This is a genomic window from Burkholderia sp. BCC1996, from assembly GCF_905339955.1.
Classification (GTDB): Bacteria; Pseudomonadota; Gammaproteobacteria; order Burkholderiales; family Burkholderiaceae; genus Burkholderia.
In genome coordinates, this window is the sequence record NZ_CAJPHM010000020.1 from 88,148 (window position 1) to 103,799 (window position 15,652).

15 protein-coding genes are annotated in these 15,652 nt (G+C 66.9%); 3 read left to right on the forward strand and 12 right to left on the reverse strand.

Annotated features, from left to right (window positions below; genetic code table 11):
- The first annotated feature begins 25 nt into the window (after positions 1 to 25).
- The 3 genes from earP (at position 26) to U4Z64_RS26590 (ending at position 3,574) form a co-directional block, all read left to right on the forward strand.
- A complete protein-coding gene (gene earP / locus U4Z64_RS26580) occupies positions 26 to 1,222 on the forward strand; it encodes an elongation factor P maturation arginine rhamnosyltransferase EarP (RefSeq protein ID WP_321821525.1) in 1,197 nt (398 codons plus the stop codon).
- 138 nt (positions 1,223 to 1,360) lie between these two features.
- Complete coding sequence (efp, locus tag U4Z64_RS26585; protein ID WP_044844759.1) at positions 1,361 to 1,918, forward strand: elongation factor P; 558 nt, start codon at positions 1,361 to 1,363, stop codon at positions 1,916 to 1,918.
- A gap of 270 nt (positions 1,919 to 2,188) precedes the next feature.
- Complete coding sequence (locus U4Z64_RS26590; RefSeq protein WP_044844760.1) at positions 2,189 to 3,574, forward strand: sigma-54-dependent transcriptional regulator; 1,386 nt, start codon at positions 2,189 to 2,191, stop codon at positions 3,572 to 3,574.
- Positions 3,575 to 3,729: 155 nt separating this feature from the next.
- Here U4Z64_RS26590 and nagZ read toward each other — a convergent pair whose 3' ends face one another.
- From nagZ to U4Z64_RS26650, 12 genes are all read right to left on the reverse strand, one after another.
- Positions 3,730 to 4,758 carry a beta-N-acetylhexosaminidase gene (gene nagZ, locus U4Z64_RS26595; protein WP_124521372.1) on the reverse strand — a complete coding sequence of 343 codons (1,029 nt, stop codon included), beginning with the start codon at positions 4,756 to 4,758 and terminating at the stop codon, positions 3,730 to 3,732.
- A gap of 16 nt (positions 4,759 to 4,774) precedes the next feature.
- Positions 4,775 to 5,212 carry a holo-ACP synthase gene (gene acpS / locus U4Z64_RS26600; RefSeq protein ID WP_044844762.1) on the reverse strand — a complete coding sequence of 146 codons (438 nt, stop codon included), beginning with the start codon at positions 5,210 to 5,212 and terminating at the stop codon, positions 4,775 to 4,777.
- Positions 5,213 to 5,281: 69 nt separating this feature from the next.
- Positions 5,282 to 6,058 carry a pyridoxine 5'-phosphate synthase gene (pdxJ, locus tag U4Z64_RS26605; protein ID WP_321821526.1) on the reverse strand — a complete coding sequence of 259 codons (777 nt, stop codon included), beginning with the start codon at positions 6,056 to 6,058 and terminating at the stop codon, positions 5,282 to 5,284.
- The gene (gene recO / locus U4Z64_RS26610; protein WP_014897645.1) at positions 6,055 to 6,894 is read right to left on the reverse strand and encodes a DNA repair protein RecO; all 840 of its coding nucleotides are present in this window, start codon (positions 6,892 to 6,894) and stop codon (positions 6,055 to 6,057) included. Before recO ends, pdxJ begins: the two co-directional genes overlap by 4 nt.
- On the reverse strand, positions 6,881 to 7,780 hold the full coding sequence (gene era / locus U4Z64_RS26615) for a GTPase Era (RefSeq protein ID WP_006476493.1): 900 nt from the start codon (positions 7,778 to 7,780) through the stop codon (positions 6,881 to 6,883). Before era ends, recO begins: the two co-directional genes overlap by 14 nt.
- 60 nt (positions 7,781 to 7,840) lie before the next feature.
- On the reverse strand, positions 7,841 to 9,124 hold the full coding sequence (gene rnc / locus U4Z64_RS26620; RefSeq protein WP_321821550.1) for a ribonuclease III: 1,284 nt from the start codon (positions 9,122 to 9,124) through the stop codon (positions 7,841 to 7,843).
- A 153-nt stretch (positions 9,125 to 9,277) separates the two neighbouring features.
- The gene (lepB, locus tag U4Z64_RS26625) at positions 9,278 to 10,171 is read right to left on the reverse strand and encodes a signal peptidase I (protein ID WP_124487453.1); all 894 of its coding nucleotides are present in this window, start codon (positions 10,169 to 10,171) and stop codon (positions 9,278 to 9,280) included.
- A 16-nt stretch (positions 10,172 to 10,187) separates the two neighbouring features.
- The gene (gene lepA / locus U4Z64_RS26630) at positions 10,188 to 11,981 is read right to left on the reverse strand and encodes a translation elongation factor 4 (RefSeq protein ID WP_044844766.1); all 1,794 of its coding nucleotides are present in this window, start codon (positions 11,979 to 11,981) and stop codon (positions 10,188 to 10,190) included.
- 214 nt (positions 11,982 to 12,195) lie between these two features.
- Entirely contained in the window at positions 12,196 to 12,432 is a 237-nt protein-coding gene (locus U4Z64_RS26635; RefSeq protein WP_257767790.1) for a glutaredoxin family protein, read from the reverse strand.
- Between the two features lie 7 nt (positions 12,433 to 12,439).
- Positions 12,440 to 13,945 carry a DegQ family serine endoprotease gene (locus tag U4Z64_RS26640; RefSeq protein WP_321821527.1) on the reverse strand — a complete coding sequence of 502 codons (1,506 nt, stop codon included), beginning with the start codon at positions 13,943 to 13,945 and terminating at the stop codon, positions 12,440 to 12,442.
- 16 nt (positions 13,946 to 13,961) lie between these two features.
- Positions 13,962 to 15,014 (reverse strand): MucB/RseB C-terminal domain-containing protein, encoded by a 1,053-nt coding sequence (locus U4Z64_RS26645; RefSeq protein WP_321821528.1) that lies wholly within the window; start codon positions 15,012 to 15,014, stop codon positions 13,962 to 13,964.
- 5 nt (positions 15,015 to 15,019) lie between these two features.
- The gene (locus U4Z64_RS26650; RefSeq protein ID WP_321798558.1) at positions 15,020 to 15,637 is read right to left on the reverse strand and encodes a sigma-E factor negative regulatory protein; all 618 of its coding nucleotides are present in this window, start codon (positions 15,635 to 15,637) and stop codon (positions 15,020 to 15,022) included.
- Positions 15,638 to 15,652: the final 15 nt, after the last annotated feature.

Below are 15,652 nucleotides of genomic sequence, written 5' to 3' on the forward strand. Positions count from 1 at the left end.
TTAGAGCATTCACCGGTCCGCTTCGATGCCCCGCACCGCCCCCGCCTCCCCTGCCTCCGCTGCGCCGCTCGCGCCCGACGAACCGATCGCGTGCGACCTCTTCTGCACCGTGATCGACAACTTCGGCGACATCGGCGTGTGCTGGCGCCTCGCCCGCCAGCTCGCGCACGAGCACGGCTGGCAGGTGCGCCTGTTCATCGACGACCTGCGCACGTTCGCGCGGCTGCTGCCGGGGGTCGATCCCGATGCCGGGCGGCAGACGCTCGACGGCATCGTGATCGAACACTGGCATGCGGAAGTCGGCGACGCACTGGAGATCGCCGACGTCGTGATCGAGGCCTTCGCGTGCGAGCTGCCCGGCGCCTATCTCGCCGCGATGGCGCGCCGCGCGCGCCGCCCGGTGTGGATCAACCTCGAATACCTGAGCGCCGAGGACTGGGTCGCCGATTTCCATTTGCGGCCGTCGCCGCATCCGCGCTATCCGCTGCTGAAGACGTTCTTCTTCCCGGGACTGTCGGCCGGCACGGGCGGCGTGCTGAAGGAACGCGACCTCGACGCGCGCCGCACGGCCTTCGAAGCCGACGCGGCGGCGCGCACCGCCTGGTGGCGGCATGCGACGGGCGACGCGCCACCGGCGCCGGGCACGACCGTCGTCAGCCTGTTCGCGTATGAGAATCCGGGCGTCGACGCGCTGCTCGCGCAGTGGCGCGACGGCCCGTCGCCCGTCGTCGCGCTCGTACCCGCCGGCCGCGTGTCGCCGGCCGTCGCCCGCTTCTTCGGGGTCGAATCGTTCGGCGCCGGCGCGCGTGCAAGCCGCGGCAATCTGACCGCGTACGGGCTCGCGTTCGTCCCGCAGGCCGACTACGACCCGCTGCTGTGGGTGGCCGACGTCAACTTCGTGCGCGGCGAGGACTCGTTCGTCCGCGCGCAATGGGCGCGCAAGCCGTTCGTATGGCACATCTACCCGCAGGCCGACGATGCGCACCTGCCGAAGCTCGACGCCGCGCTCGCGCATCTGTCGGCCGGCCTCGCCGACGCATCGCGCGCGGCACTCGGGCGCTTCTGGCATGCATGGAACGGCGCCGGCACGCCCGACTGGGCCGATTTGCTGCAACATCGTGCCGCACTGGACGCGAACGCGGCGCGCTGGGCCGACGCGCTGGCGAGCGTCGGCGATCTCGCCGGAAAGCTGGCGGAATACGCAAAATCTCAGTTAAAATAAGCGGTTATCCGACGGCTGACCACGCAAGCGCTCGCGTTTGGGGCTCTTGGCACCTACCGGAACGCACCGCCGCTTGCGCCGTCAGCCGTTGCGCAACGCTCAGGCACCTATTTATTTGATTGGATCAGGACAGTTTTTATGAAGACCGCACAGGAACTCCGCGTAGGCAACGTCGTGCAGATCGGCAGCGAAGCATGGGTCATCGCAAAGGCGGAATACAACAAGTCGGGCCGCAACTCCGCCGTCGTCAAGATGAAGATGAAGAACCTGCTGACGAACGCAGGCCAGGAATCGGTCTACAAGGCTGACGACAAGTTCGACGTCGTCGTGCTCGACCGCAAGGAAGTGACGTACTCGTACTTCGCCGACCCGATGTACGTGTTCATGGACGCCGACTACAACCAGTACGAAGTCGAAGCGGAAATGATGGGCGAAGCGCTGAACTACCTCGAAGACGGCATGGCGTGCGAAGTCGTGTTCTACAACGAGAAGGCGATCTCGGTCGAACTGCCGACGATCCTGGTTCGCGAGATCACCTACACGGAACCGGCCGTCAAGGGCGACACGTCGTCGGGCAAGGTGCTGAAGAACGCCAAGCTCGCAACGGGCTTCGAACTGCAAGTGCCGCTGTTCTGCAATACCGGCGACAAGATCGAAATCGATACGCGTACGAACGAATATCGCAGCCGCGCGTAATCGCCTGCGATTGCCGGATCGAACAAAGCGCCCTTCGGGGCGCTTTTTGTTTGTCTGGCGTCAACAGCAGCGGGCGTCGGCACCATGGACAGCACGAAATCCAGCATTAAAGGTATTCAATTTGTATCATCGGTAACTGTTTTATAGCGTGAAAGAAATAATGCACGTCAGGCGTTCAGCGGGGCATAAAATCAGTTTTTAATCTGACATGCGGCTGCGGCCGGCTCGATGGCCGACAGCCCGCCTCTCTTGACTCGACTCGCGTCCACCATGCCACACGCCCTGATTGTCGAAGACGATCCCAACAGTCTGTCCGGCCTGACCGCGCTGCTCGCCGCAGACGGCTTCTCGGTCGACACGGCCACGTCGCTCGCCGAGGCACGCACGGCGCTCGGCCGCTCGATTCCCGATGTCGTCCTGGTCGACCTGAACCTGCCGGACGGCAGCGGATTCGACCTGCTCCAGCACCTGCCGCAGCAGCAACCGAACGGCTCGCTGCCGGTGATCGTGCTGACGGGCAACGCGACGGTCGAGAGCGCGATCGAAGGCCTGCGTCACGGCATCTGGGACTACCTGCTGAAGCCGATCAACATTCCGCGCCTGCGCAGCCTGCTGGCCCGGATTCCGCGCCCCTACGAACTGATCGACGAAGTGCGGACGCTGCGCGCGTCGCTGCGCCACCTCGGCCGCTTCGGCGCGCTGGTCGGCCGCAGCGAGGCGATGCAGCACGTGTACGACATGATCGAGCACAACGCGGGCACCGAAACGGCCGTGCTGTTCACCGGCGAAGCCGGCACCGGCAAGAAGCTGGCCGCGCGCACGCTGCACGACCTGAGCCGGCGCCGCAAAGGGCCGTTCGTGTCGTTCGACTGCCGCACGATCGCCCAGGCCGGACGCCACGGCGCGTCGCTCGACAGCGTGCTGTTCGGCCATGAACGCGGCGCGTTCGACGGTGCCGAGCGGCGCGAGTCGGGCCTGTTCGAACAGGCCGGCGGCGGCACGCTGTTCCTCGACGAGATCACCGCACTGCCGCTCGTGCTGCAGGAGGCGCTGCTGCATGCGCTCGACTCGCAGAACTTCATGCGGATCGGTGGCACGAGCTCGATCGCGAGCGACTTCCGGCTGATCGCGACCACGCGCCGCCCGGCCCGCGAGGCGGTCGCGAACGGCATGCTGCGCGAGGATCTGTGGCTGCGTCTCGATGCGGCGTCGATCACGATGCCGCCGCTGCGCGAACGCGACGGCGATGTCCTCGCCATCGCGGACGCGCTGATCGACGACCTCAACCGCGAAGCGCGCGGCACCGGCCGCAGCACGACCGACAAGCGCGCGGCGCCGGGCTTCGTGCGCGAATGCGTGTCCTACGAATGGCCCGGCAACGTGCGCGAACTCCAGGAGCGCGTGCGCTTCGCCTATGACGCATCCGGCGATTTCATCGAAACGCTGCGCGCGGGCGAGGCAAGCTTCGCGGCCGGCGCCGCGCTGAACGGCAGCAGCGTGCAGATCAAGGTCGGCACCCCGCTGTCCGACGTCGAGGATCTGCTGATCCGCGCGACGCTCGACGCGGTCGGCGGCACGCGCCATCGCGCGGCGACGCTGCTCGGCATCAGCCCCAAGACGCTGTACAACAAGTTGCAGCGGATGAAGGTCAACTGACCGGGCCGCCGTTGTTCGGGGCGCCGACCGGAGCTGACGGTTAGTTGCGCAAGGACGTGTCGCCCCGCGCTTCGCCGTCAATGGAAAAAGCCGCGCAAAAGCGCGGCTTTTTTGCTTCGGCAACGGGACCGGCAGCCTCGCGCCGCCCTTCCCGCTTACGCCAGTGCGCTGCTCAACAGCGCCTGCGCCTGCAGATACTCAGGCTGCGCGATCAGCTTGTCCCACTTGAGCGGCTTGCCGCGCGCCCGCATCCGCTTGATGCGCCGCACCGACTCGGCCGACGCCTGCGCCTTCAGGCCGTTCAGCACGACTTCGGCCGCATCCGGCTGGTTGCAGACGAGCACCATGTCGCAACCGGCGGCGAGCGCCGCGTCGGCCGCCTGCGTGAGCGTGCCGCCCTCCCGTGCCGCCTCCATCGACAGGTCGTCGCTGAAGATCGCGCCCGTGAAGCCGAGCTGCCCGCGCAGGATGTCCTGCAGCCACACGCGCGAGAAGCCGGCCGGCCGCTTGTCGACCTGCGTGTAGATCACGTGTGCGGGAATCACCGCGGTCAGCGCGAGGCCGAGCCAGTCGTACGGCGCGACGTCCTGCTTGAGGATCGCGTCGAGCGGCCGGTCGTCGGTCGGCAGCGCGACGTGCGAATCGGCTTCCGCGAAGCCGTGCCCCGGGAAATGCTTGCCGCAGTTCGCCATGCCGGCGAGCGACAGCCCGTGGTTGAGGCTCTTCGCGAGCAGCGTGACGACGCGCGGGTCGCGATGAAACGCACGATCGCCGATCACCTTCGAGTGCCCGTAGTCGAGATCGAGCACCGGCGTGAAACTCATGTCGATGCCGCATGCGCGCAGCTCGGCCGCCAGGATGTAGCCGACCGCGGTCGCGACCTTCGTCGCGAGCAGCACGTCGCGGTCCCACAGTTCGCCGAGGCGACGCATCGCCGGCAACACCGTGAAGCCGTCGGTGCGGAATCGCTGTACGCGGCCGCCTTCGTGATCGACGGCGATCAGGATGTCCTCACGCACCGCGCGGATCGAGTCGGTCAGCGCGGTGAGCTGCGCACGGTTCTGGAAATGCCGCGCGAACAGGATCACGCCGCCGGTGTTCGGATGCGCAAGGCGCCGCGCATCGTCGCGCGACAGGGCCGTGCCGACGACGTCGAGCATGACCGGGCCGGGAGTCGTTTTCATCGAATCGGAAAGTCCGTCAGGGAGTGGTTCGGGAAACAGGTGCGGGTGCAGGCGGCGCTGCGTCGGTCTCGGCGACCACGAACGACACCGCGTAGTCGCGTTCGTCGCTGACCGTCACGCGCGCCGTGATGCCGCGCGCGGCGAGCCAGTCGGCCAGTTCACCCGACGCGACGACGTACGGTTCGCCGCTGCGCTGGTTGAGGGTCTGCAGCGCGCGCCACGTCATCGGCCAGTGCATGCCGAGCCCGATCGCCTTCGAGAACGCTTCCTTCGCGGAAAAGCGCGTCGCGAGAAACGCGATGCCGCGCGCCTCGGAGCGCGCGCGGCGCGCATGGAACACGCGCAGCTCGTCGGGGCCCAGCACCTTCTCGGCAAACCGGCCGCCCGTGCGCTCGAGCACGGCCGCGATGCGGCTCACCTGGACGATGTCGGTACCGATGCCGTAGATCGCCATGTCAGCGCCCGCCGTGACGCACGGACGACGCCGGGTGACGAGCGAAGCGCGCGCGCACGGAATGCATCGTCAGTGCGCGCCGCCATGCAGCGCGGCCACACGCGCGGCGACCATGATCGCCTTCATCTCGCGCACCGCGTTGTCCCAGCCCGCGAAGATCGCGTGCGCGACGATCGCGTGGCCGATGTTCAGCTCGACGATGCCGTCGATCGCGGCGATCTGCTGCACGTTCGTGTAATGCAGTCCGTGACCGGCGTTGACCTTCAGGCCCAGTTGCGCGCCGGCCTGCACGCCCGCGACGATGCGTTCGTATTCGCGCTGCTGCTCGCCTTCGTCGTGCGCATCGGCATAGCGGCCGGTATGCAGCTCGACCACCGGCGCGCCGGCTTCGTGCGCGGCACGGATCTGTGTTTCGTCCGGATCGATGAACAGCGACACGCGCACGCCGGCGTCGGCGAGCTGCCTGCATGCCGCACGCACGGCCTCGAAGCGGCCGGCGACGTCGAGACCGCCTTCGGTCGTCAGTTCTTCGCGCTTCTCGGGCACGAGGCACGCGTCGTGCGGACGCACTTCGCATGCGATGTCGAGCATCTCGGCCGTCACCGCGCATTCGAGGTTCATCCGCGTCTTCAGCAGCGGGCGCAGCGTGCGCACGTCGGCGTCGACGATGTGGCGGCGGTCCTCGCGCAGGTGCAGCGTGATCGCGTCCGCACCGGCCTCTTCGGCGGCGAGCGCCGCGCGGATCGGATCGGGATAGGCCGTGCCGCGCGCGTTGCGCAGCGTCGCGACGTGGTCGATGTTCACGCCGAGGTCGATGACGGTGGGCGTTGTCAGGAAGAAGCTCATAGGTTTTGCAGGTCGATCAGGATCTGACGCGTGGCAAGCGGCGTACCGCCGAGATAGGTGTTCAGCAGGAAGCGCATCAGCGTCTTGCTTTGCGCAACCGTCTGGGCTCGATGGTAATCGTCCTGCTCCATGTCGAGCAACGTCTGTCCGGTAATCACCGGCCAGTGCGACGGCACGTCGTCGTCCGCATTGCGCACGCCGCGCTCGGGATCGAACACGTAGCGGCGATCGGGCTCGACCGCCCGGCGCGCGACCGTGCGGTTCAGCGCCATCGCATAGCCGGTCTCGCGCAGCAGCACGCGCTCGAACGAGCGCAGCACCTGCACCGCGGGCTCGCCGTGCGCGAGGCGCGTCAAGGTCAGCACGTAATGATTGAAGAGCGGCGGCTGCGGATCCTCGCGCGCGCAGAATTTCACGAGCAGCTCGTTCGCGTAGAAGCCGCACAGCAGCCCGTCGCCGCCGAGCGGCAGCATCCCGCCGACCCATTCGGCGCCCGTCAGCGTGCGCACTTCGGATTTGCCCGACCAGGACAGCAGCAGCGGCTGGAACGTCTGCAGCACGCCGCGCAGCGCGGAGTGCGGGCGCTTCGCGCCCTTCGCGACGAGCGCGAGCCGGCCGTGATCGCGCGTCAGCACGTCGATGATCAGGCTCGTTTCACGGTACGGATAGCTGTGCAGCACGAACGCCGGCTGCTCGGCGACGCGGAAATCGGACGTGCGAGAGGTCGCGCGCCGCGCCTTGCGACGCGGCGGTTCGGGCGGTGCCGGCAACGGCGCGTCGTTCGCGCCGGCGGTCACCGCATCTTCGGTCGACGTCAGCGCGTCATTCGTACCCATAGGCGCGCAGCCCCGCCTCGTTGTCGGCCCAGCCGCTCTTCACCTTCACGAAGGTCTCGAGGTACACGGGGCCGTCGAACAGCTTCTCCATGTCCATCCGCGCCTCGGTGCTGATCTGCTTGAGCTTCTCGCCCTTCTTGCCGATCACCATCGCCTTGTGCGAATCGCGTTCGACGAGGATCGTCGCGAAGATGCGCTTCAGGCGCCCTTCCTCCTCGAACTTGTCGATCAGGACGGTGCTCGTGTACGGCAGTTCGTCGCCGGTCCAGCGGAACACCTTCTCGCGCAGGATTTCGGCCGCGAGAAAGCGCGAGCTGCGGTCGGTCAGCTCGTCCTCGCCGTAGATCGGCTCGCCTTCCGGCAGGTACGGCTTGATCGTGTCCAGCAGGCGCTTGATGTCTTCCGGCTTCTGCGCCGACAGCGGCACGAGCTCGGTGAATTCGCGCAGCTCGCTCACCTTCTGCATGAACGGGAACAGCGTGGCCTTGTCGTTCACGCGGTCGATCTTGTTCGCGATCAGCAGCGTCGGCATGCCGGGCGGGATCAGGTCGAGCACCTTCTGGTCGTCGGGCCCGAAGCGGCCGGCCTCGATCACGAACAGGATCACGTCGACCGACGTGAGCGTCGACGTGACCGCGCGGTTCAGCGAGCGGTTCAGCGCGGTGCTGTGACGGGTCTGGAAGCCCGGCGTGTCGACGAACACGAATTGCGCGTCGTCGAACGTGTTGATGCCGGTGATGCGATGGCGCGTGGTTTGCGCCTTGCGCGACGTGATGCTGATCTTCTGGCCGACGAGTGCGTTCATCAACGTCGACTTGCCGACGTTCGGGCGGCCCACGATCGCGATCATGCCGCAACGGAAACCGGTAGGAGCGGGAGTGTTCATATCGTTTGGGAGACAGGTTCGGAAACGGCCGCGCGACGCGCGGCACGATCGATGGGCAATTCAGTGATCGGCATCGGCCACGCGCGCCTGCGCGGCAGCGAGGCTTGCGCCGCCCTGCGGCGCCTCGGGGCCGGGCGCCGCGGCGTCGCGGGCGCGCGGCGTCGCACGCGAAGCGGCGTCGGAACCGGCAGCAGGCTTGTCGGTGGGCGACACGGCCGGATCGGTCGCCTGCCCCGCCGGCTTGTCGGCTGCACGGGGCGCGCCTTCGGCTGGCTTGTCGGCGCGTTCGGCAGGCTTGTCGGCCGCGCGCGTGCCGGGTTCGTTGCGATCCGCGGGCTTGTCTGACGGTTTGTCGGTCGCCTTGTCGGCAGGCTTGTCGGCCGTCGGTTTCGCGGGCCGGTCGGCCTTGTCCGCGGCGGTATCGACATGCGCCGCGCGAATCGCGGCCATCGGCGCCTGCGCCGGCCGGTCGCCCGGCTGTGCGCCGGCATCGGCCGCTGCGGACGCGGCAGCGGCCGCCTTCGCGTCGCGCGCCGCCGCACGCTCCTTGCGTTCCGGAGAACGCAGGTCGAGCGCTTCCTGCACACCCTTCACGCCGGGCACGATTTCAGGCTCGACATGCTTCGACCCGCGTGCGTTCTTCGAACGCTTCGGCTTCGCAGCCAGCATCGGCGCGGCTGCCAGCACCTCGTCGAGCGCCTTCTTCGCGGCGGCCTGCTCGGCCGCCCGCCGGCTCGCGCCGGAGCCCGACACCTTCACGTCGAGCTTCGGCACCGTGCATTCGACCTCGAACTGCTGGTTGTGCGCCGCACCATGCGTCGCGACGACCGTGTAGGTCGGCAGCGCGATCTTGTGCCCCTGCAGGTATTCCTGCAGCAGCGTCTTCGCGTCCTTGCCGAGCGTGCGCGGATCGATGTGGTCGAGAATCGGGATATAGAGGCGCTTGATGACCCCTTGGGCGGCTTCGAAGCCGCCATCGAGGAATACCGCCCCGATGATGGCTTCGAACGCGTCCGCGAGGATCGACGGGCGACGGAAGCCGCCGCTGCGCAACTCGCCCTCGCCCAGCCGCAACCCTTCGGAAATATTCAGGGCCTGAGCGATTTCATACAGCGACTGCTGCTTGACGAGGTTGGCGCGCACGCGCGACAGGTCGCCTTCGTCCAGCTTGCTGAAACGCTGGAACAAAAGGGCGGCCACCGCGCAATTCAGAACGGAATCGCCGAGAAACTCGAGCCGTTCGTTGTGCGTGGCACTGTGACTGCGATGGGTCAAAGCCTGGCGCAACAATTCCGCATTGCGAAATTCGTAGCGCAGCCGGCTTTCCAACTGGGATAGGGGCATGTGCAGGAGTATAACGCGGGCGCCGGTCGGGCCGAAACGGCACGGCCGGACGCGAAAAGGCGTGACGGGGCGGTGTTGCCGCCGGTTCTTAAAGTAGTTCGGCAATACGCGACGCGGCCCGTGCGTCGCGCATTGCGTGTGAATCGAATACGGTCAGTTGAAGGAACCGATGCGCTTCAGGTCGCCGAAGTTCATCCAGATGAAGAACGCACGGCCGACGATGTTGTTGTCCGGCACGAAACCCCAGTAGCGACTGTCCGCGCTGTTGTCGCGGTTGTCGCCCATCATGAAGTAGTGACCGGGCGGCACCTTGCAGATCACGCCGCGGCTGTTGTACGTGCAGTTGTCACGATACGGATAGTCGTAGGCGCCCATCACGAACGGCGGCACGGCGGGATTGTTGAGGATCGCGTTCTTCTTCGTGCCGATCGTTTCCTCGAACTGCTTCGCGTAGTTCTGGCGCTCGTCGTCGAAGAAATCCGGCAGCGGCGTTTCGGGCACCGGCTGGCCGTTGATCGTCAGTTGCTTGTCCTGGTAAGCGACCGTGTCGCCCGGCAGGCCGATCACGCGCTTGATGTAGTCGACCGACTCGTCCTTCGGATAACGGAACACGACGACGTCGCCGCGCGACAGCGGGCTGCCCTGCGTGATCTTGGTGTTCGTGATCGGCATGCGCAGGCCGTATTCGAACTTGTTGACGAGGATGAAGTCGCCGACCAGCAGCGTCGGCACCATCGAGCCCGACGGGATCTTGAACGGCTCGACGATGAACGAACGCACGACGAACACGGCCAGGATCACCGGGAAGAAGCTCGCGGTGTACTCGAGCCACCACGGCTGGCGCAGCTTTTCGTCGCGCAGCTTCGAACGCGTCTGCCCCGCGTTTTCGTCCGCGAAACGCTTGTCGATACGCGACTGCTGACGATCGAACTCCTCGATCGCCGCGTCGGCCGCCTTGCGCCGCTGCGGCAGGAACACCAGTTTGTCCAACACCCACGCTACGCCCGTCACGACGACGAGCACAAAAAGAATCAGCGCAAAATTCATAAAAGGATCAGTCCTGTTATTTGTCTTCGACGCGCAAGATCGCGAGGAACGCCTCCTGCGGGATCTCGACCGAACCCACCTGCTTCATGCGTTTCTTACCTTCTTTCTGCTTCTCGAGCAGTTTCTTCTTTCGCGTGATGTCGCCGCCGTAGCACTTCGCGAGCACGTTCTTGCGCAGTGCCTTGATGTTCTCGCGTGCGACGATGTGCGCGCCGATCGCGGCCTGGATCGCCACGTCGTACATCTGGCGCGGAATGATCTCGCGCATCTTCGCGGCGACCTCGCGACCGCGGTATTGCGACTGCGACCGGTGCACGATGATCGACAGCGCGTCGACCTTGTCGCCGTTGATCAGCATGTCGACCTTCACGACGTCCGACGAACGGTATTCCTTGAACTCGTAGTCCATCGACGCGTAGCCGCGCGATACCGACTTCAGGCGATCGAAGAAGTCGAGCACGATCTCGGCCATCGGGATTTCGTACGTGAGCTGCACCTGGCGGCCGTGATACTGCATGTTGATCTGCGAGCCGCGCTTCTGCTCGCACAGCGTGATCACGGAACCGACGTAGTCCTGCGGCATGTACAGGTTCACGGTGACGATCGGCTCGCGCACTTCGGCGATGCGGCCGGGCTCCGGCATCTTCGCCGGGTTCTCGACCATGATCGTCGAGCCGTCGCTCTGCACGACCTCGTAGACGACCGTCGGTGCGGTCGTGATGAGGTCCATGTCGAACTCGCGCTCGAGTCGCTCCTGCACGATTTCCATGTGCAGCAGCCCGAGGAAGCCGCAGCGGAAACCGAAGCCGAGTGCCTGCGACACTTCCGGCTCGTACTGCAGCGATGCATCGTTGAGCTTCAGCTTCTCGAGCGATTCGCGCAGCGCATCGTACTGGTTCGCCTCGACCGGATAGAGGCCCGCGAACACCTGCGGCTTCACTTCCTTGAAGCCCGGCAGCGGCTCGGCGGCCGCCTTGGTCGCGTGCGTGACGGTGTCGCCGACCTTCGCGGCCGTCAGTTCCTTGATGCCGGCGATGATGAAGCCCACCTGCCCCGCCGACAGCGAGTCGAGATTGCGCGACTTCGGCGTGAACACGCCGACGTGCTCGACCGGATACTGCGCGCCGGTCGCCATCATCTTGATCTTGTCCTTCGGACGCAGCGTGCCGTTGACGATCCGCACGAGCATCACGACGCCGACGTAGTTGTCGAACCACGAGTCGATGATCAGCGCCTGCAGCGGCGCGGCCGGATCGCCCTTCGGCGGCGGCACTTTCGCGATCAGCGCTTCGAGCACGTCCTCGACGCCGAGACCCGTCTTCGCGCTGCAGCGCGTCGCGTCGGTCGCGTCGATGCCGATCACGTCCTCGATTTCCTCGATCGCGTTCTCGGGGTTCGCGGCCGGCAGGTCGATCTTGTTCAGCACCGGCACGACCTCGACGCCGAGCTCGATCGCCGTGTAGCAGTTCGCGACCGTCTGCGCCTCGACGCCCTGGCTCGCGTCGACCACGAGCAGCGCACCTTCGCACGCGGACAGCGAACGGCTGACTTCGTACGAGAAGTCGACGTGCCCCGGCGTATCGATCAGGTTGAGGTTGTAGACCTTGCCGTCGCGGGCGCGATAGCTCAGTGCAGCCGTCTGCGCCTTGATCGTGATGCCGCGCTCGCGCTCGATATCCATCGAGTCGAGCACCTGCGCTTCCATTTCACGGTCGGCGAGGCCGCCGCATACCTGGATGATGCGATCCGCGAGCGTCGACTTGCCATGGTCGATGTGCGCGATGATCGAGAAATTGCGAATATGATCCATTCAGTGCCGATCAAGCGAAAAAGGCGCGCTCGACGACTGCGGAGCACGCCTTGTAAGTCGGTGAAAAAACGGCTTATTTTAGCCGAAAAGGCCTTTGCCGGGCGGTAATTTGGGACGCCCGGTCAGGGACGCCCCGCCGGAGGCCCTGGCCGGCGGGTCCGCCGCCGGAAGCCCCGCGCAACGCGCTGCCGGCCGGCCGGCAGCGGAGCCGTGTTCAGCGCCGGGCCGCGAGCGCGCCGCGCACCCTCGCCTCGTCGAACCGGTGGCGGCACACTTCCGTGCCGTCCAGCAACAGCACCGGCACGTCCTCGTCGTAACGCGCAACGAGTGCCGGATCCGCATCGATGTCGACGTAGTCGACCGCGACGCCGAATTCGGCCGCCACCGGCGCCAGCGCATCGCGCAGGTCGTCGCACAGATGACACCAGCCGCGGCCGTAGAGCGTGAACATCGGCGCGTTACTTCTGAACCGGGCGCGGGCGCACCGGCACGAACTGCGTGTTGTCGCCGCGCCGCACCAGCACCGCGACCGCCTTCTGCGGATCGAGCTGCGCGGTCACGTCGGCGAACTGCTTCGCGCTCGTGATGTCGGTGTCGCCGACGCGCAGCACGATGTCGCCGCGCTGCAGCCCCGCTCGGGCCGCCGGGCCGTCGACGCCGTCGATCTGCACGCCGTTCTTGAGCTTCAGCGACTTCAGCTGATCCGCGGAAAGGTCACTGACCGTCAAGCCGAGCGAATTCGCCTGGCGCGGCTTCTGCGGCGCGCTCTTGCGCTGCTCGGCCTTCGCCGTCGTCTCGGCCGGCGTCTCGGCGATCGTGATCGGCAGATCGCGCGCCTGACCCTTGCGCCACACGCTGACGGTCGCCTTGGTGCCCGGCTTTGTGTCGCCGACCATGCGCGGCAGATCCGACGCCGTATCGACCGGCCGGCCGTTGAACTTCAGGATGATGTCGCCCGGCTGGATACCGGCCTTGTCGGCCGGACCGCCCGGTTCGACGCTGCTGACGAGCGCGCCTTCCGCCTTCGGCAGCCCGATCGAGTCGGCCACGTCCTTCGTCACCTCGCCGATCGCCACCGCGATGCGGCCGCGCGTGACCTTGCCGGTCGCCTTCAGCTGGTCGGCCACGCGCATCGCCTCGTCGATCGGGATCGCGAACGAAATGCCCATGAAACCGCCGGTGCGGCTGTAGATCTGCGAGTTGATGCCGATCACCTCGCCCTGCATGTTGATCAGCGGGCCGCCCGAGTTGCCGGGGTTCACCGCGACGTCGGTCTGGATGAACGGCAGGTAATCGCCCGTGTTGCGGCTCTTCGAACTCACGATACCGGCCGTCACGGTGTTGTCGAGGCCGAACGGCGAACCGATCGCGACGACCCACTCGCCGACGCGCACCTTGTTCGAATCGCCGATCGCGACGACCGGCAGGTTCGACGCCTGGATCTTGACGACCGCGACGTCCGTGCGATCGTCGACGCCGATCAGCTTCGCCTTGAATTCGCGCTTGTCGGTCAGCGTCACATAGATGGTGTCCGCGTCGTCGACGACGTGCGCGTTGGTCATCACGTAGCCGTCAGCCGACACGATGAAGCCCGAACCGACACCGCGGTTCTGCTCGGTGTCGGGCGGATTGTCCGGCGCCGGCGCGTTCTTCGGATTGCCATTGCCGCCGCCACCACCGTTGCCGGGCGCCTGCGGCAGCGGAATGCCGAAGAAGCGCCGGAAGAATTCCGACATGTCGCCATTATCGAAGCCTGGCGGGAGCACGCCGCGCGGGCCGGGCGTCGGCACGTTCGCGGTGGTCCGGATGTTCACGACAGCCGGCCCGACCTTTTCGACCAGATCGGCGAAATCGGGAAGGCTGGCAGCGGGAGGCGTGACCGCGGCCGCGGTATGCGGGGCGAGCGGCAGGCAGGCACACAGCACCGCCGCCGCGAACACTTTGCGCAGCGTGAGTTTCGTCATGTCGGAAGCCGTAGCGTTACTTGGAAGCCTTGTATTCTATGGCAGACGCGAACTGCTGCAACGTGGCCGGCGGCACTTCGCCGAGCACGGTGATCCAGTAGTCGCCGCGACGCTTCACGAGCACGTGGGTCGCGCCGGTGCTGCCCGCGCCTTCCTTGCGCGTATTCTTTTCGGCCGGCTCGATGAAGACGGAGATCGTCGCGAGGCCGTCGGTGAAGACGGCCTGGTCGACCGGAATCGGCGGATCGCCGGCGTCGCGCGCGGCCATCGGCCGGCGCACCTCGCGAATCTTCCGGAAGCCGGCGATGGTCGGCGCGATCTGCCAGCCCTGCGCCTCCATGTCGACCGCCGCGACCGGCGGGCGGACCACCGTCCAGCCGCTCAGGTTGCGCATGCCGGCCGCGATCGCGGATTTGTCACCGGTCGCGCCGCCCGTCTGCAGCTGCGAAAACGCGACCTGCTCGAGCACGTGATCGCTCGCATCGAGCGTCTGCGAACGCAGCAGCAGCCCGGTGCGGGCGTCGGCCCACAACTTGTAGGTGAAGCGGTACGCGTCCTTCGGCACGAGTTCGACCACCTGCGCGTCGATTCCGGCCACACGGTCCTTGCCGAGCAGCTTCGCGTCGTAGACGGACATCACGTGCTCGCCGCCGGCACCGAGCAGCGCGGGGAACGAATCGCGCGTCTGGCGGCGCTCGACCACGCACAGCTTGCGCTCGGGCACGAACGTGTACAGCTCGTCGTTATGCCGCAGCACCTTGCGCGGCTTGCCGTCGAGCGACTCGATCCGCTCGAACTCGCCGTCGCGGGACGCCACATGCGCGATGCGCGACGACTGGACATACGCGCCGCGCTGGTAGACGAACGTACCCTCGTAGCTCTGCTGCTGCGCCGCCTGCTGGATGCGGTCGAGCCAGTCCGCCGCACCCTTGCGGGTCGCGACGGGATCGTCCGGTTGCTGGGCGCTGGCAGGCAGGGACTGAACGGACAACAGGGCGGCTGCGCAAAGCAGGAGAGCCGGCAGCCGCTTCCATCCGGAGATGGCGTGATTCAACTGCAATGTCCGCATCGGGTTTATTGGCCTGGCGTGGTGGTCACGGCAGCGCGGATCAGCGGCATCGAGCCCGTGACGACGGGCTGCTGCGCGAATTGCTGGTGCGCTTCAAGGTATTGGTCGAGACTTGCGTCGCGGATGATGTTGACGTCCTGCAGGCCCGGCTGCGCGGATGCCTGCGCAACCGTCACGCGCTGCAGGTTGCCGCCTTGCGGCGCGCCTGCCGATGCGACCTGGACGGCGCCCGGCACACCGGCCGTCTGCATCTGCGGGACGACGATCCACGTCAGCGTGGCTGCCGCGGCGGCCACCGCGAACGCCGGCACGACACGCCGGCGCAGCGACAGCAGCTTGCGCGCGACCGGCGCGGCGGCCGGCGCGAGCAGGTGCGGCTCGCTTTCGAGCGCGGCGGACATGCGCGCGGTGAACGCGACGCTCAGCGCGGGCGACAGCGCGAGCTCGTCCGAGCGCAGCGCATCGCCGATCAGGTGGTAATGGGCCCACGCAGCGCGATCCGCGCGGTCGAGCTCAGCCAGAAACTGCCCGTGATCCGGGCCGTCGAACAGTTCACCGTCGACCAGAGCGGAAAGGCGCTCGCTGCGCGAGCACGCTTGCGACTGCGTATTGACCGACCCCATGATGCTCCCCATCTT

Coding starts and splice junctions, on each gene's coding strand:
- earP (WP_321821525.1), top strand. CDS start 26: ATGCCCCGCACCGCCCCCGCCTCCCCTGCCTCCGCTGCGCCGCTCGCG.
- efp (WP_044844759.1), top strand. CDS start 1,361: ATGAAGACCGCACAGGAACTCCGCGTAGGCAACGTCGTGCAGATCGGC.
- U4Z64_RS26590 (WP_044844760.1), top strand. CDS start 2,189: ATGCCACACGCCCTGATTGTCGAAGACGATCCCAACAGTCTGTCCGGC.
- nagZ (WP_124521372.1), bottom strand. CDS start 4,758: ATGAAAACGACTCCCGGCCCGGTCATGCTCGACGTCGTCGGCACGGCC.
- acpS (WP_044844762.1), bottom strand. CDS start 5,212: ATGGCGATCTACGGCATCGGTACCGACATCGTCCAGGTGAGCCGCATC.
- pdxJ (WP_321821526.1), bottom strand. CDS start 6,058: ATGAGCTTCTTCCTGACAACGCCCACCGTCATCGACCTCGGCGTGAAC.
- recO (WP_014897645.1), bottom strand. CDS start 6,894: ATGGGTACGAATGACGCGCTGACGTCGACCGAAGATGCGGTGACCGCC.
- era (WP_006476493.1), bottom strand. CDS start 7,780: ATGAACACTCCCGCTCCTACCGGTTTCCGTTGCGGCATGATCGCGATC.
- rnc (WP_321821550.1), bottom strand. CDS start 9,124: ATGCCCCTATCCCAGTTGGAAAGCCGGCTGCGCTACGAATTTCGCAAT.
- lepB (WP_124487453.1), bottom strand. CDS start 10,171: ATGAATTTTGCGCTGATTCTTTTTGTGCTCGTCGTCGTGACGGGCGTA.
- lepA (WP_044844766.1), bottom strand. CDS start 11,981: ATGGATCATATTCGCAATTTCTCGATCATCGCGCACATCGACCATGGC.
- U4Z64_RS26635 (WP_257767790.1), bottom strand. CDS start 12,432: ATGTTCACGCTCTACGGCCGCGGCTGGTGTCATCTGTGCGACGACCTG.
- U4Z64_RS26640 (WP_321821527.1), bottom strand. CDS start 13,945: ATGACGAAACTCACGCTGCGCAAAGTGTTCGCGGCGGCGGTGCTGTGT.
- U4Z64_RS26645 (WP_321821528.1), bottom strand. CDS start 15,014: ATGCGGACATTGCAGTTGAATCACGCCATCTCCGGATGGAAGCGGCTG.
- U4Z64_RS26650 (WP_321798558.1), bottom strand. CDS start 15,637: ATGGGGTCGGTCAATACGCAGTCGCAAGCGTGCTCGCGCAGCGAGCGC.